At 60.8% G+C, this 14,687-nt stretch carries 13 protein-coding genes; 10 read left to right on the top strand and 3 right to left on the bottom strand.

What is annotated here, in order from left to right:
• Positions 1–1,426 precede the first annotated feature (1,426 nt).
• Positions 1,427–3,097: a diguanylate cyclase GcbA gene (gene gcbA / locus JFU47_RS14245; protein WP_201183666.1), complete on the bottom strand. Its 1,671-nt coding sequence runs from the start codon at positions 3,095–3,097 to the stop codon at positions 1,427–1,429.
• 286 nt (positions 3,098–3,383) lie between these two features.
• Between gcbA and JFU47_RS14240 the strand changes: the two genes are divergently transcribed.
• The 7 genes from JFU47_RS14240 to JFU47_RS14210 all read left to right on the top strand — a co-directional run bounded on the left by JFU47_RS14240 (position 3,384) and on the right by JFU47_RS14210 (position 10,917).
• Positions 3,384–4,451: a DUF2333 family protein gene (locus tag JFU47_RS14240; protein WP_140683161.1), complete on the top strand. Its 1,068-nt coding sequence runs from the start codon at positions 3,384–3,386 to the stop codon at positions 4,449–4,451.
• Between the two features lie 4 nt (positions 4,452–4,455).
• Entirely contained in the window at positions 4,456–5,013 is a 558-nt protein-coding gene (locus tag JFU47_RS14235) for an NUDIX hydrolase (RefSeq protein WP_123367571.1), read from the top strand.
• 169 nt (positions 5,014–5,182) lie between these two features.
• Complete coding sequence (locus tag JFU47_RS14230) at positions 5,183–5,554, top strand: translation initiation factor Sui1 (RefSeq protein ID WP_033059567.1); 372 nt, start codon at positions 5,183–5,185, stop codon at positions 5,552–5,554.
• Between the two features lie 214 nt (positions 5,555–5,768).
• Positions 5,769–7,682, top strand: a complete 1,914-nt coding sequence (gene speA / locus JFU47_RS14225; RefSeq protein WP_008153741.1) for an arginine decarboxylase — start codon at positions 5,769–5,771, stop codon at positions 7,680–7,682.
• A gap of 233 nt (positions 7,683–7,915) precedes the next feature.
• Positions 7,916–9,244, top strand: coding sequence for a contractile injection system protein, VgrG/Pvc8 family (locus JFU47_RS14220; RefSeq protein ID WP_201183665.1), 1,329 nt, complete (start codon positions 7,916–7,918; stop codon positions 9,242–9,244).
• Positions 9,241–10,023, top strand: coding sequence for a DUF4123 domain-containing protein (locus JFU47_RS14215; protein ID WP_201183663.1), 783 nt, complete (start codon positions 9,241–9,243; stop codon positions 10,021–10,023). The genes JFU47_RS14220 and JFU47_RS14215 overlap by 4 nt, the downstream gene beginning before the upstream one ends.
• 18 nt (positions 10,024–10,041) lie before the next feature.
• Positions 10,042–10,917, top strand: coding sequence for an alpha/beta hydrolase (locus JFU47_RS14210; RefSeq protein WP_201183661.1), 876 nt, complete (start codon positions 10,042–10,044; stop codon positions 10,915–10,917).
• Here the strand turns inward: JFU47_RS14210 and JFU47_RS14205 are convergent.
• Together JFU47_RS14205 and JFU47_RS14200 are read right to left on the bottom strand one after the other, a co-directional pair.
• Positions 10,911–12,260, bottom strand: coding sequence for an MATE family efflux transporter (locus JFU47_RS14205; protein WP_201183659.1), 1,350 nt, complete (start codon positions 12,258–12,260; stop codon positions 10,911–10,913). The genes JFU47_RS14210 and JFU47_RS14205 overlap by 7 nt on opposite strands.
• Positions 12,261–12,511: 251 nt before the next feature.
• Positions 12,512–12,805 carry a hypothetical protein gene (locus JFU47_RS14200; protein WP_201183657.1) on the bottom strand — a complete coding sequence of 98 codons (294 nt, stop codon included), beginning with the start codon at positions 12,803–12,805 and terminating at the stop codon, positions 12,512–12,514.
• A 195-nt stretch (positions 12,806–13,000) separates the two neighbouring features.
• Between JFU47_RS14200 and JFU47_RS14195 the strand changes: the two genes are divergently transcribed.
• From JFU47_RS14195 to JFU47_RS14185, 3 genes are read left to right on the top strand one after another with little or no spacing between them, the layout of a single operon-like run.
• Positions 13,001–13,303 carry a MazG-like family protein gene (locus JFU47_RS14195; RefSeq protein WP_129438809.1) on the top strand — a complete coding sequence of 101 codons (303 nt, stop codon included), beginning with the start codon at positions 13,001–13,003 and terminating at the stop codon, positions 13,301–13,303.
• A complete protein-coding gene (locus tag JFU47_RS14190; RefSeq protein ID WP_201183655.1) occupies positions 13,303–14,052 on the top strand; it encodes a methyltransferase domain-containing protein in 750 nt (249 codons plus the stop codon). The genes JFU47_RS14195 and JFU47_RS14190 overlap by 1 nt, the downstream gene beginning before the upstream one ends.
• Positions 14,053–14,064: 12 nt before the next feature.
• The gene (locus tag JFU47_RS14185) at positions 14,065–14,679 is read left to right on the top strand and encodes a DUF4136 domain-containing protein (RefSeq protein WP_201183653.1); all 615 of its coding nucleotides are present in this window, start codon (positions 14,065–14,067) and stop codon (positions 14,677–14,679) included.
• Positions 14,680–14,687: the final 8 nt, after the last annotated feature.

The raw sequence follows: 14,687 nt of genomic DNA, 5'->3' as shown, positions 1-14,687 counted from the left end.
AACCAGCGCGTGTAGCCCGGTGAGGCTCAAGCCGATGACTTTCTGGCCGTGCTCCACCGCCAGCCCGGCATGGCGGCTCGCGTCGGCCGCCTGGCTGGCATCGCCAGCAACCTGTTGAATGGTCGCTTCCAGCTCGCCGAGAGAATCACGTATCAGCGCCGTGTCGCCGGCCTGATGTTCGGCGCCGCTGTGCAGGTCATTGCTCAGCTCGGCCAAGGTTCGGCTGCTGCCGGCGACCTGTTCGGCGTTGAGGCGAATGGTCCCGACCAGATCGACCAGATAGGCGCGCAAGCGATTGAGCGAAGCTTGGATGTCATGCAGTTCGCGATTGGTTTTACCCAGTTGAATGTCCCGGCTGAAGTCGCCCTCGGCCCAGGTCGAAAGGGCCGGGGCGAGGTTGGTCAGCGTCCGGGCCAGTTTCCGTTGCAAGGTGTCGATCAGCAAAGCAATCAGCAGAATCAGGCCGATCATCACCCCTTGCATCAGCCGCACTTCGCTCTGGATCTGCCCGTGCTGGGCGCGGACCACCGGTTCCAGTCCGGCAATGGCCTGCTGCACGGCGGCGATTTTCAGGTGAGTGGCGGCGCTGAGGTCGGTGCGTTTCTGGATCTGGTCGCGTGTGCGCGCCAGTTCGGCCGGGTAGCGAGTGAGGAGGCTGTTCAGTTCACGCTTGAGGCCGACGCCAGCGTCCTCGGCAACGGCTTTTTCAGTGTTCTCCAGACCCATCATCGCCGCGAAATCATCCGTGCTCGATTCGCTTTTGCTGGTCACGCCCAGTAGCGGCAAGCCGTCAAGCAGCTCAGCCTGGCTGCGGATGTTGCTGACCTCACGCTCGACATCGGCGGCCAGTTCGCTGCGGCCGCTGCTGACCAGTTTGTCCCGGGCCAGAGACAACTTGCCCAAGTGCTGGGAGGCGGCGAGCAACGGCGTCAGATACGCCGCGTTAGCGCTGGCGTATTGGCTGAGCTGATCGAGGCTGGCACCGAGTTCGCGTTCGGCCTGCAGCAGCAGCGCTTGCGGATCACCGGCGAGTTTGCCAGCGGCCAGCAGATCGGTTTTGCTGAATTCTTCGAGGTTCGACAGGCTCGGGCGCAAGGTGTCGGCCAAGGCCGGCGGCAACTCACCGAGTTCCTTTTGCAGGCCGTCGATGGCCTGGCTGGCGCTGCTCAGGCGCAGGGCATCGCCGCTGGCGAGGTAGTCGTCGATGTTGCGCGCGACTTCATTTTGAAATTGCTGGGACAAGCCCAAGTAACGCTCCATCAATAGATAGGGGCGCTCCAGGGCCTTTTGCGACCACCAAAGCGTGGCGCCAAGGGCCACGCACACGGCGACTAAAAGGAGGGTGTTGAGATTGGTCAGCAGCTTCAGGCGCATCGCGGGTCTACCAGCGGCAGAATGGTAAGCGCCTGAATTTATTGCGTTTGTGTTACAGGGTTATGACCGAATCGGTCGATTCCGATGAAAAGGTGGCACTTTGCTTTGACGTCCGCGCAGCCTGCACGCGGTTGCGTCCGGCGTCCTTCGCGCGGTACAGCGCTTCGTCTGCCTGGCTGGCCATCATCAGGCTGTCGGAGTGTTCACACAGTTCCACCACCCCGGCGCTGAACGTGCACCAGAGGTCCTGCGGTTGAGCCGGGTAGTGAATCTCGGCAAAGCGTCGACGGATTTCGTCGAGCACTTTGTGGGCCGATTCGAGATCGGTGTCCGGCATGACGATCGCGAACTCCTCACCGCCGTAACGGCCGATGAAATCGGTCTTGCGCAAGCGTTGCTTGAGAAACAGCGCCAGGCTCTTGATCACCCGATCGCCCATGGGGTGGCCGTGGCTGTCGTTGACTCGTTTGAAGTGGTCGATGTCGAGCATCGCAAAGCTCAGCGGCTTGCTCTCGCGGCGGGCGCGGAAGCTGCAGTCTTCGAGCAATTGCAGAATGTGCGTGTGGTTGTACAGCCCGGTGAGGCTGTCGCGGACCATCCGCGCTTTCAGATTACGCGCCCGCGCCGCGCGGTTGCGCACGGTGGTGATCAGGTGCCGGGGCTTGATCGGTTTGGTCAGGAAGTCGTCGCCGCCCTCGCTCATGGCGTCGAGCTGTTTGTCCAGATCGTCCTCGGCCGACAGGTAAATGATCGGCACGCTGACGTAACGGTCGTTGTGGCGGATCACTTTGGCCAGTTCAGTACCGGTGCAGGCCGGCATGTACATGTCGAGGATGATCAGGTCTGGCTGGAAGTCCGCGAGCTCGGCCATGGCCTGGATCGGCTCGATCAAGGTCCGCGTGACGATCCCGGCGCTATTGAGCAGGCGCTCGGTGTGCAAGGCCTGGGCGCGGGAGTCGTCGATGATCAGCACTTTATAAGGTTCGTACTGGGCGACGCAGGTCAGGACTTCGATTTTCTCCAGCAGGCTCGAGGCTTCGAGGGTGCCGGTCAGGAATTCCTGGCCACCGGCACGCACGGCGGCGAGGCGGGTCGGGGTATCGGTTTCGTGCAGGCTGAAGAACAGCAGCGGCAATTGATGATCGAGGCCTTCCTGGGCTTCGGCGGCCAGTTTCAGGCCGATGCCGGCGCCACTGAAGTCCACGTCCATGACGATCGCCGCGGGCAAGCGCTCGACCATTGAAGAGCGGAACGCCGCAACGCTGTCGAGGGCTTGAGCGCTGAGCCCGAAAAATTCCAGCTGCTTGGCCAGACGCTCGGCGCGGTCGTAATCCTGCAGCATCACGTAAATCGGCTTGCGCAGCGGCGGCAGAAAGGTCTGGTCCAACTGATCGCCATGGCGCAAGCCGGTGCGTGACAGGCGCTGCATCAAACGATTGAGGTCAGTGATCAGTCCGCTGCTCAGGCGTCCGCGATTGGCGTCGACAGCCTCCAGCGACTGACCGATGTGGCGTGCCAGCTGCGTGTGTTCAGGTTGTTCGAAACGTTCGGCGAAACGCAGCAGGCGCAGGTTGGCCTCGCTCAGTTCCGATAAGTCGGTGGTGGACCACTCGCTGCATTGCAGGCGCTGCCATATCTCAAGAATTTGACGTGCCTGATGAATTACCCGCTGGGCAAAGTGGTGCTTGAGGCGCTCACGGCTGGGGTCTTCTGGCTCGGTCATATCCTGACTACTAGTTAGGGTGCATGCTGAGATCGACTGGTGGCTCTATGCTAGCACCTCTTTTCCATCGCATGAGTGTCGTACGTCAATTAACTGCAAAGCGACCTTATTCAGTTAGTGACCGACTGGTCGCATAGGATCGAAGCTGTGCTTCATTTATAGTGGCCGTCGATCGTGGCCATTGTGCGGGTAGTGTTTACGCAGGATTTAATGCGCGGCAAACGAGGCACGATGAGATAGGGTTGTGGTCGAACCGATGAACTCAAGTGATTGAAAGGATATCGCCATGCTGGACTGGAAGAACCGCGCGGGCAGCGCGCCTGAACGTGCCGCTGAACCGAAATCGGCCACCCGCAGTTACTTGGGTGGCCTGTTGTTCAGCCGGGCGCTGGCCACTCTGATTGCCATTTACTTGCTGGTGGCTATTGCGCTGGGCTGGTACTGGAGCCAGGAACCTGCGCTGTTCCCGGTTCAGCAGAATGCTCAAATAGCCGCCGAGAAAGAAGGCAAGCAAATGGTCATCGGCTACACCACGGTCGAAACCCTCAAGACCGTCGCCGGTACTTTGCTGACCAAACCGGGTGGCTATATTTCCAACGACCGTTTCCCGCCGGGCCTGTGGATGGATAACACGCCGAGCTGGGAATATGGCGTGCTGGTCCAGGTCCGTGACCTGAGTCGTGCGCTGCGTAAAGACTTCGCTCGTTCCCAGTCGCAGTCCACCGAAGACGCTGACCTGGCCAAGGCCGAGCCGCGCTTCAACTTCGACAACAAGAGCTGGGTGCTGCCTTCCAGTGAGTCCGAATACCAGGAAGGCATCAACTCCCTGAGCCGTTATCAGGCGCGCCTGTCCGACCCAAGTCAGAAAAGCGCGCTGTTCTATGCCCGCGCCGACAACCTGAACAACTGGCTGGGCGATGTCGGCACCCGTCTGGGTTCGCTGTCGCAACGGCTGTCGGCCAGCGTTGGCCGGGTCAAGCTCAACACGGCGCTGAAAACCGAAGTCATCGCTCCGGGTCAGGTGCCGCAGGTTGACGAAGAAATCGTTGAAACCCCGTGGATGCAGATCGACAACGTGTTCTACGAGGCTCGCGGTCAGGCCTGGGCCTTGTCCCATCTGCTGCGTGCCATCGAAGTCGACTTCGCCGATGTGCTGGCCAAGAAGAACGCCACGGTCAGCGTGCGTCAGATCATTCGTGAACTGGAAGCCTCGCAGGAACCGGTCTGGAGTCCTATGATCCTTAATGGCAGCGGCTTCGGGGTGCTGGCCAACCACTCGCTGGTCATGGCCAACTACATTTCCCGGGCCAACGCCGCAGTGATCGATTTGCGTCAATTGCTCAATCAGGGCTGAGTCAATGGTCAATAGCGCCAGAGAGGTCGCACACCGCGCGGCCTCGGATGCCGAACAGATCGCCTGGGTGGACGAGCAGGACAACCTGCTCGGCACCCTGGTCCGCTCCGACCTGCGTGAGCGCGGGCTGATCGGACGCGGCACTTACATCATGCTGTTCAATTCCGCCGGTGAACTCTGCGTGCATCGACGCACGCTGAGCAAAGCCATTTATCCAGGTTTCTGGGACGTGGCGGCGGGGGGCATGGTGCTAGCGACCGAAACCTACGCCGAATCGGCTGCCCGCGAGCTGGAAGAAGAACTGGGCGTGAGCGGTGTGGAACTGACTGCTCATGATCACTTTTTCTTCGAGGACACCGGCAATCGACTCTGGTGCTCGGCGTTTTCGGCGGTGTGGGACGGCCCGTTGATCCTGCAACCGGAAGAGGTGCTGGAAGCGCGCTTTATCCCCGTTGATCAGGTCCTGCTGGAAATCCAGCAAAAGCCTTATTGCCCGGACTCTCTGGCCGCATTGAAGCGGTATCTTGGTTCTCGGGCGAATGACGTCGCAAAAGAGGCATAAATTGGCGCCGATTGGCTCTTAGCAAGTCGGCTTTTTGCCGTTACACTGCGCGACCTTTTCAAGCTGAACCGGCATTGCCTGGCTCAGTAGCGCTGCCCCTGCCTGAGTGGGGCTTCGCGGTCGATGCCAAGTGCTGCGACCAGTCTTTGTCCTCCCAAGAGGATTGCCGGTGGCCAAAAAAGCCGCATCCTTCGCCGCCCTTGGTGGCCTGGTATTTTCCACCGACGCAGGTCGTCATTGCCCGGATTGCAGTAAACCGGTGGATGCCTGCATCTGCAAACAGACCGTTATCCCGGCCGGCGACGGCATCGCTCGCGTGCGTCGCGAAAGCAAGGGCCGTGGCGGCAAGACGGTGACTACCATCACCGGCGTGCCGTTGGCCGAAGACGCACTCAAGGACCTGGCGACCACGTTGAAGAAACGTTGCGGGACCGGTGGTGCGTTGAAAGACGGAATCATTGAAATCCAGGGCGATCATGTCGAGCTACTCTTGGCCGAGCTGATCAAACACGGTTTCAAAGCGAAGAAGTCCGGCGGCTAGCAGCCTCTGTGAAAACCACCCTCGGCTTGATCCAGTCCTGACAGCAGGTCTGGCGTCGTCTACATGGTTTTCACAGAGCCTGTTCTGACCGGTTTCTAAACTCACTGCGGTCAGCGAGGTCTATCCCCTCGTTGACGAACCGTCATTTTCATTCTTTAGACTGCGCCGGCCTGAACCCAGGCGACGCTCTATGACTTCTTTATAGGGGACTTCAATGTCCGTACGACGCACACGCAAAGACGATGGCAGCCAATGGACAGTTGCGGACAGCCGCAGTGTTTACGGGATTCGCCATTGGGGGGCCGGGTACTTCGCGATCAATGACGCCGGTCGCGTCGAAGTTCGTCCGAACGGTCCGACCAGTTCGCCTATCGACCTGTTCGAGCAAGTCGACCAGCTGCGTAAAAGCGGCCTGTCCTTGCCGTTGCTGGTGCGTTTTCCTGACATTCTGCAAGACCGCGTGCGTCAGCTGACCGGCGCGTTCGACGCCAACATCGAGCGTCTGGAATACCAGAGCAAGTACACCGCGCTGTATCCGATCAAGGTTAACCAGCAAGAAGCGGTGATCGAGAACATCATTGCGACCCAAGACGTGTCCATTGGTCTTGAAGCCGGCTCCAAGCCTGAGCTGCTGGCCGTGCTGGCCCTGGCGCCGAAGGGCGGCACCATCGTCTGCAACGGCTACAAGGATCGCGAATTCATTCGTCTGGCGCTGATGGGCCAAAAGCTCGGCCACAACGTATTCATCGTGATCGAGAAAGAATCCGAAGTCGGCCTGGTGATCGAAGAAGCCGCCTCGCTCAAGGTCAAGCCTCAGGTTGGTTTGCGCGTGCGTCTGTCGTCCCTGGCGTCGAGCAAGTGGGCCGACACCGGTGGCGAGAAATCCAAGTTCGGTCTGTCGGCGGCGCAACTGCTGTCGGTGGTCGAGCGTTTCCGCGCGGCTGGCCTGGATCAGGGCATTCGCCTGTTGCACTTCCACATGGGTTCGCAGATCGCCAACCTGGCGGACTACCAGCACGGTTTCAAGGAAGCGATTCGTTACTACGGCGAACTGCGCAACCTCGGCCTGCCGGTAGATCACATCGACGTCGGTGGCGGTTTGGGCGTGGACTACGACGGTACGCACTCGCGTAACGCCAGCTCGATCAACTACGACATGGACGATTACGCCGGTGTCGTGGTCGGGATGCTCAAGGAATTCTGCGACGCGCAGAACCTGCCGCACCCGAACATCTTCTCCGAAAGCGGCCGTTCCCTGACCGCTCACCACGCGATGCTGGTGGTGCAAGTGACCGACGTCGAGAAGCACAACGACGACGTGCCGCAGATCGACAACAAGGAAGAACTGCCGGAAACCGTGCAGTGGCTGGTTGACCTGCTGGGCCCGACCGACATCGAGATGGTTACCGAAACCTACTGGCGCGCCACTCACTACATGAGCGACATCGCGACCCAGTACGCCGATGGCAAATTGACCCTGGCCGAGAAAGCCCTGGCCGAGCAATGCTATTTCGCGGTGTGCCGTCGCCTGCACAACTCGTTGAAGGCTCGTCAGCGTTCGCACCGTCAGGTGCTCGACGAACTCAACGATAAGCTGGCCGACAAGTACATCTGCAACTTCTCGGTATTCCAGAGCCTGCCGGACACTTGGGCCATCGGCCAGGTCCTGCCGATCCTGCCGCTGCACCGTCTTGACGAAGAGCCGCTGCGCCGTGCCGTGCTGCAAGATTTGACTTGCGACTCCGACGGCAAGATCAAGCAATACGTCGACGAGCAAAGCATCGAAACCAGCCTGCCGGTTCACGGTTTGAACGACGGTGAAGACTACCTGCTGGGTATCTTCCTGGTCGGCGCCTACCAGGAAATTCTCGGCGACATGCACAACCTGTTCGGTGACACCGACTCGGTGAACATCTATCAGAACGCTGACGGCAGCGTGTACCACGCGGGTATCGAAACCCACGACACTATCGAAGACATGCTGCGTTACGTGCACTTGTCGCCGGAAGAGTTGATGACCCACTACCGCGACAAATGCGCCAGTGCCCGCATCACCGCCGCCGAGCGTACCCAGTTCCTCGACGCGCTGCGTCTGGGTCTGACCCGTTCCTCTTACCTGTCTTCTTGAGGTAAGGCACCGCTCTCATCAGGTTGTCTGAAAATGTTCCGCACGTAGCGGAAATTTCAGATGACTTGGTGGGATGCCTCTCTGATTTCACGCGAAATGACTTACATTCTTGACCATCCAAGCGATGTGGTCTTCTTTTCGCGTAGGTCATTTCCTAAGTTGTACTTCGGCACTCTACTCGGCCAACTCTCTCGGAGAGAATCCCCGACCGCCCCTCCTGTAGAGAATCGCCGATGTTCAATCCAGTCAACGAGCCGTCATTTCGTCTGGATGTAGAGGGTCTGCCCGACCCCTTTGAGGTCTTGGCCTTTACCGGTAGAGAAGCCATCAGCGAGCCTTTTGTGTTCGACGTGGATCTGCTGATCGATGACCCGACACTCGACCTTGCAAGCCTGCTGTACCGCCCGGCCTTTTTGCATATCGGGCCCGCGGGAAACGGCTTCCACGGACAATTGCATGAACTCGTCCAGCGTGACCATGACTTGGCTGTCAGGCTCTGTCGCGTACGTCTGGGGCCGAAGCTGGCGTGCCTTTCCCTGCGCTTCAGTCAGCGAATTTTCAGTGCGCGCTCGGTGCCGCAAATCCTCAGTCAGGTGCTCAAGGAGCACGGTATTGCCGGCAAGAGTCGGCGCTTTGAGCTGAGTGGCGATTACCCTGCCCGTGAATTCTGTACGCAGTACCGGGAATCAGACCTGCAATTTATCCAGCGTCTGTGTGCCCAGGAACGGCTTCACTACCACTTCGAACACGGCGAGCGCGGGCATTGCGTGGTTTTCGGTGATGGTCAGGGGCGCTTTCGTTTCGGCGAGAGCGCGGTCTTCCAGGTCGAGAGCGAGCAATCGGCCGTGCGTCAGTTCAAGCTTCTGGGGTGCGCTGGGCAACGAACCGCGCCGATCGCCGAAGGTCGGACGGACCTGACGGCGCTGCGCAGCGGTCAGTTGATGCCGCTGTCCGGTCATCCGATTGCCGACTGGAATCATCTCTGGCTGCTGACCCATGTGGAGCATCAGGGCCGCCAGGATTCAACGGCGTCCTACAGCAACCAGATCCGCGCGATTCACTGGCAGGTGCCTTTTGTAGCGCCTCATTGCGCAGTGAAACCCAGGATGCACAGCCTGCAACGGGCCTGGGTGGTCAACATTGATGAGTCATGCCCCGATCCGTCCAGACCGGTTGCCGTGCAATTTGACTGGCTCTATCAGGGCGAGGGCGCGGTGCCCAGCCACAGTTGGCTGCCGGTGGCCGCTGAACTGGGCGACGCGGCAGTCACGCAGTTGAGTGAGGGCGTCGAGGTGGTGGTGAGTTTTATCGAGGGGGATCCGGATCAGCCGCTGATTACCGGGTTTCTTCACGTCCCTTCGTCCGTTGAAGAGGCTGAGGAGGTCGCCCCGCCGCGCACATCCGCGACAGAGGATGTCGAGGGCTTGCTGGCGCTTCTGCAATCGAGCGAACCATTGATGTTGCTATGTCTGCTGCCCGGTTGCGGCAGTTTCAACCATTGCACGCAGACCCTCTGCACCTGCCGGGCGGCGAAGCGGTTTGGCCAGAGCCGTTCGGCATGAACGTCGCGACCCCGCAATGGCTATTGCTGGACGTACCGGGTGCGCCACAGGCGGGTGCGATGCTGCAACAGCAGTTTGCGCATGCCCGGTGGTTCTGGTTGTTCGAAGGCACTGAGTGGCATGCGTTGCGTGAACACGGCCCGGCCCTGATCGACCTTCGGACATGCCCAATGCTGGCCGGGTTGTGCCACAGCGAAGTGCCCCTCTGGCGCGGCTTGCTGATGGCCAGCGAGGCGCCTTCGTCTCTGTTGCTGGAGCATTTGCGTCGCATGCTCACGGTCACGCTCGGTCTGCATCACCGAGCCTTGTTGAGTTACTACAACCCGCAAACGGCCAGTTATTTGTTCGATGCCTGCGATGCGCAGGAGCTGAGTCGCTGGCTGGGTCCAATCAGCCATTTGCGTTGGTTCGGCGGGACGTGGGCCGACCGCGCGATCGGCAGTCAGGGCTGGCAGCAGTTGGTCAATCCGGGGCTTGCCGTCAGCCCGTTGGCGATTGAAGAAAACCTCAGTCCTCGTCAGCAGGAAAAACTGCAAACCTGCCTGCTGGAGCAGCATGCCTGGCACTGGAGTCGATCCACCGGGACTGACTACAACACGCTGTGGTCCCACGTGCAGGAAGGGTTGGCGCTGGATTTTACCGAGCGCCCGGTACTCGATGACTGGTTATGGCTACGCTTGCAGTACCCCGGCGCTTTGCCTGGGCACGCATTGCCGGGGCTCACCCAGCAGGAGCGTCTCGATAGCCTGCGCAACCGGTGGCAGAACGATCAGCCCTGAGCACGAGGTTCAACATCGATGGCGAGCACCACACGGCGGTTGTTCAGCCTGATAATCGGCGGCGTAATGCTGGCTGTGATGACGGCGTGCTCGCCGCTGAAGTTGCTCAATGCGCTGACCCCCGACGCAACCTGCGACAAGACCGAGGGCATTGCCTATGGCCCTGATCCGCGGCAAAAACTCGATGTGTATGTGCCGCGCCCTTCCATGAAAAACGCCCCGGTGGTGGTGTTTTTCTACGGCGGCAGCTGGAACAGCGGTTCACGCAGCGATTACGCTTTTGTCGGCGAGGCCTTGGCGTCCCGGGGAATTATTGCGGTGCTGGCGGACTATCGGTTGTATCCGCAGGTGCGTTATCCGCTGTTCCTTGAAGATGGCGCCCGGGCCGTGGCCTGGACCCATGAACACATTCGTCAATATTCCGGAAACCCGCAGCGGTTGTACCTGATGGGCCACAGTTCCGGGGCCTACAACGTCGCGATGCTGGCGCTGGACCCCGGGTTGCTGGGGGCGGTGGGCCTGTCGCCGCACAACCTCAGCGGCTGGATCGGCCTGGCCGGGCCTTATGATTTTCTGCCGATCAAGAATCCGCAGGTGCGCCCGGTGTTTTTCTGGCCGGATTCACCACCCCGGTCGCAGCCGATCAATCATGTCAGTCGTGGCGCGCCGCCGGCCTTGTTGATCGCTGCGAGCGACGATGAGCTGGTCAACCCGGCGCGCAACACCGGTGGTCTGGCGCGCAAACTGCGCGAGGCGGGCGTGCCGGTGCAGGACCTGTATTTCTCGCGCACCAGCCACGCCACGTTGGTGGCGACACTGTCCCGGCCGATGCGCGGTTTGGCGCCGGTGCTGGATGTGGTCACGGCCTTCGTCAAAGCCACGCCGACTCAGTGAGCTTTGCCTGCGAACCAGCCGTCGTTTTTGTGCAGGTACCAGGCAAACGCGCCGAGTGTCAGGCTGCGCAGCAACATGAACAGTAGAAAGGTTATCCACAGGCCATGGTTGCCCAAACCTTGCAGCGCCCAAGCGAACGGCAGCAACAAAATCACCGTCAGCAGCATGCCGTTGCGCATTTCCCGGGCACGGGTGGCACCGATAAACAACCCGTCGAGCAGGTAACTCCCGACCGCGATCAGCGGCAGTGCGGCGAGGTAGGGCAGGTAGATGAACGCCGTGTCGCGTACGCTCTGAATGTTGGTCTGCATCTCGATAAACAGATGCCCGGCGAACAGGAACAACACAGCAAAGCCCAGACTCGCCAGCAACGACCAACCGCAGGCCACCACCAATGAGCGGCGCAGGGCCTCTCGATCACGAGCACCAATGGCATGCCCACAAAGGGCTTCCACCGCGTGGGCCAGGCCGTCCAGCGCATGGGCGGTCAGCAGCAGTCCATTGAGCAGCAGCGCGTTGGCGGCGACGGTGGCATCACCCAGTCGCGCGCCTTGCACGGTGATCAGGAAAAACACCGATTGCAGCGCCAGGCTGCGGATGAAAATGTCGCGGTTGACCGCCAATAGCGGTCGCCAGCTCTGCCACAGCGCCAGCGCTGCCCAGGCGATGTGGCCGGGATAGGCGCGCAGGGCATTGCGGGTCATCAGCAGGCCGATCAGCGCACCGGTCCATTCGGCGATCACCGACGCTCGGGCCGCACCAACCACCCCCCACTCCAGCCCGAGAACGAACCACAGGTTCAGCGCGATATTCACCAGGTTGGTGCTCAGCAGTATGGCCAGCGGCGCCCGGGCGTTCTGAGTGCCGAGGAACCAGCCGACCAGCGCATAACTGGCCAGCGCCGCCGGCAGACCGAACAGGCGCGTATGGAAAAACTCGCGGGTCAGCTGATCCAGCTCCGCCGACGGCTGCATGAAATGCAGCGCAACCCCGCTCAACGGCACACCCAGTGTTCCCAGGACAATGGCCAGGCCCATGGCCAGCAACAGACCCTGCAGCAAAATCTGCCGCAAGGCCGCGCCGTCCCCACGCCCGGCGGCCTGTGCGGCGAACCCGGTGGTGCCCATGCGCAGAAAACCCATGGCCCAGGCGAGAAAGGTATACAGGCTGGCCCCGACCGCGACGGCGCCCAACTGATGGGCGTGGGGCAAGTGGCCGATGACGGTACTGTCGACCAGTGCCACCAGCGGTACGGAAATGTTCGAGAGAATCATCGGCGCGGCGAGCGCCCACACTCGACGATGGGTAGGGCGGTCGCGCCAGTCGGCGATCAGGTTGGACATGCAGGCTCCTTGGGGGAGCGGGCATTGTAACGGTTGATTCGGGGTTTGCTGTGAATCAGAAATCGACCCCTCACCCCAGCCCTCCCGAAGCGTCGGACCGCCCCACAGGGGAGAGGGGGAAAGGGAGCCGATCTTCATGCTGTTCAAAACCTGAGTTCGGCCCGGAATTTCAGGTCGATGTAGCTCGAGAGAACAACTCAGTCAGTCCCCTCTCCCTCGGGTAGAGGGTTAGGGTGAGGGGGATTTACGGATCAATGAATTATCCAGCTCAGCAACCAAAGCCCCAGCAGCATCCAGATAATCCCCATGATGATCGACGCATTCATGAACGCCCGAATCGCCGACCACAACAGCATCAGCCCCAAAATCAGCGCAATGATGCTGATGATCGACGCGTCCATGCCCAGCGCACGGGACAGCCCTTCGACAAAGTTGCTGCCTGCGTGGCTCAGCAAATTGAACAAGCCGCTGAGGCCGTCAACGATGAAACGGATAACCGAACCGAGTGCCTGGCCGAGCCATTCGAAAAAACTTTCTACCTGCATGTCGTGAGCGTCCTTGATGAAAGTGGTGGCGTGGTTGCCGGACTTGAGCCTTGGGCTATCGAGCAGGGTGCCGAGTTCCCGTAGGAGCTGCCGCAGGCTGCGATCTTTTGATTATGGTGCAAAGATCCGCGCCGCACCGAGACGCTTGCCTTCCCCCGTCATCCCCCCGAAGCTATACGCCTTCAGGAGAGCCCGATGAACCTTGTTGAACTGACCGAACGCCTGCACGCCATCCGTGACCGCAATGACTGGCGGCAATTTCACAGCCCGAAAAACCTGGCCATGGCCGCGAGCGTGGAAATGTCCGAGCTGGTGGAGATTTTTCAGTGGCTGACCGAAGACCAGTCGCGCCAGTTGCCGGCGGACACACTGGCCCATGCCGGGCAGGAAATCGGTGACATCGTGCTCTATCTACTGCTGCTGTGCAGCGAGTTGGGGTTGGACATGAATGAAGTGGTGCGCAGCAAACTCGCAGACAGCGAACGGAGGTTCAGCTGATGAGCGACCGTCATTTCGATCAATTGGCGACCCGCTTCGCCGAAAAAATCTACGGCGGTGCCAAAGGCGCGATCCGTCTGGCGGTGCTTCAGGCCGACCTGGCCGAAACCCTGCCGGACCGGCCTTTGCGCGTACTGGACATCGGCGCCGGCCTGGGCCACATGTCGTTGTGGCTGGCCCAGCGTGGTCATGAGGTCACGCTGGCCGAACCCGCCGAGCCGATGCTCGAAGGCGCCCGCCAACGCTTTACCGACGCCGGGCAAACAGCGACGTTCATTCAGGCGCCGTGGCAGGATCTGCTCGGCCAACTCACCGAGCCCTACGACCTGGTGCTGTGCCACGCGGTGCTGGAATGGCTGGCCGAACCCCACGCGATCCTGCCGGTGTTGCATCAATTGACCAAGCAGGATGGCTGGTTGTCCCTGGCCTTCTACAACCGCGATGCGTTGATCTATCGCAACCTGCTCAAAGGCCACTTCCGCAAGATGCGCAAGAACGACATGGCCGGCGAGAAACAGAGCCTGACCCCGCAGCAGCCGCTTGATCCGCGCGAACTGGCGGCGCAACTTGAAGGAATGTGGCAGGTCGAAACCCAGAGCGGGGTGCGGGTTTTTCACGACTACATGCCAGTGGAATTCCAGGCTCGCGCCGAACTGGTGGACTTGCTGGAAATGGAACTGGCCCACCGTCGTCACCCAAGCTTTGCCGGGCTTGGGCGCTACTTGCACTGGATCTGTCGGCCGGTCTGATCGGAGCGCGAAATGAACAGTCGTTCGGGGTTATTGGTGGTCTGTCTCGGGTTGGCGGCCTGCCAGGGCAGCAACCCTTATGTGGCGTCATCCAACCCCTTGCCCCCCGCGCCGCCTCAGGCGGCCAACACCTTTGACCGCAGCACCTACCCGGCCGCGCCGCGCGACTACGGGCGTTACCGCAGCTGGGCCTGGCTCAACGGGCAGCTGCCGCCGGGCAGCGCCTGGGCGGATTCGGCGCAGGTCGCCGAAGCCGTCAGCAATGCGCTCGATCAACGTGGCTTGCGCCCGTTGCACGATAACCGCCCGGCCGACCTGTTTGTCAGCGCCGACCTGCACCTGGAAACCCGCCTGCGTCAGGTTCGGGATGACTATGGTTATTACGGTGGCGGCTATGGCGGTTACAACCGCTACGGCAGCGGTTACGGGATGTACAACACCGTGCCGATCGTTCGGACTTATCAGGAACAGGTCGTGGTGGTGCGGGTTGATTTGTTTGACGCTCAGAGCGGTCAACCGGTGTGGAGTGCCAGCGCCGAAACCAGCAATCGCGGCAGCCAGAGTGAGCGTGCCGATGCGATGCGGGAGGCTGTAGAAAAGGCGATGTCGGCGTATCCTCCTAGTTAGCTTCTGTC

The organism is Pseudomonas sp. TH39(2020) (assembly GCF_016650715.1).
GTDB classification, from domain to species: domain Bacteria; phylum Pseudomonadota; class Gammaproteobacteria; order Pseudomonadales; family Pseudomonadaceae; genus Aquipseudomonas; species Aquipseudomonas mandelii_C.
The sequence above is the reverse complement of the archived record's forward strand: the minus strand, read 5'-3'. Positions and strand labels throughout refer to the sequence as shown.

Coding starts and splice junctions, on each gene's coding strand:
- JFU47_RS14235 (WP_123367571.1), top strand. CDS start 4,456: ATGGTCAATAGCGCCAGAGAGGTCGCACACCGCGCGGCCTCGGATGCC.
- JFU47_RS14185 (WP_201183653.1), top strand. CDS start 14,065: ATGAACAGTCGTTCGGGGTTATTGGTGGTCTGTCTCGGGTTGGCGGCC.
- JFU47_RS14210 (WP_201183661.1), top strand. CDS start 10,042: ATGGCGAGCACCACACGGCGGTTGTTCAGCCTGATAATCGGCGGCGTA.
- JFU47_RS14240 (WP_140683161.1), top strand. CDS start 3,384: ATGCTGGACTGGAAGAACCGCGCGGGCAGCGCGCCTGAACGTGCCGCT.
- JFU47_RS14215 (WP_201183663.1), top strand. CDS start 9,241: ATGAACGTCGCGACCCCGCAATGGCTATTGCTGGACGTACCGGGTGCG.
- JFU47_RS14195 (WP_129438809.1), top strand. CDS start 13,001: ATGAACCTTGTTGAACTGACCGAACGCCTGCACGCCATCCGTGACCGC.
- JFU47_RS14205 (WP_201183659.1), bottom strand. CDS start 12,260: ATGTCCAACCTGATCGCCGACTGGCGCGACCGCCCTACCCATCGTCGA.
- JFU47_RS14190 (WP_201183655.1), top strand. CDS start 13,303: ATGAGCGACCGTCATTTCGATCAATTGGCGACCCGCTTCGCCGAAAAA.
- JFU47_RS14200 (WP_201183657.1), bottom strand. CDS start 12,805: ATGCAGGTAGAAAGTTTTTTCGAATGGCTCGGCCAGGCACTCGGTTCG.
- gcbA (WP_201183666.1), bottom strand. CDS start 3,097: ATGACCGAGCCAGAAGACCCCAGCCGTGAGCGCCTCAAGCACCACTTT.
- JFU47_RS14220 (WP_201183665.1), top strand. CDS start 7,916: ATGTTCAATCCAGTCAACGAGCCGTCATTTCGTCTGGATGTAGAGGGT.
- speA (WP_008153741.1), top strand. CDS start 5,769: ATGTCCGTACGACGCACACGCAAAGACGATGGCAGCCAATGGACAGTT.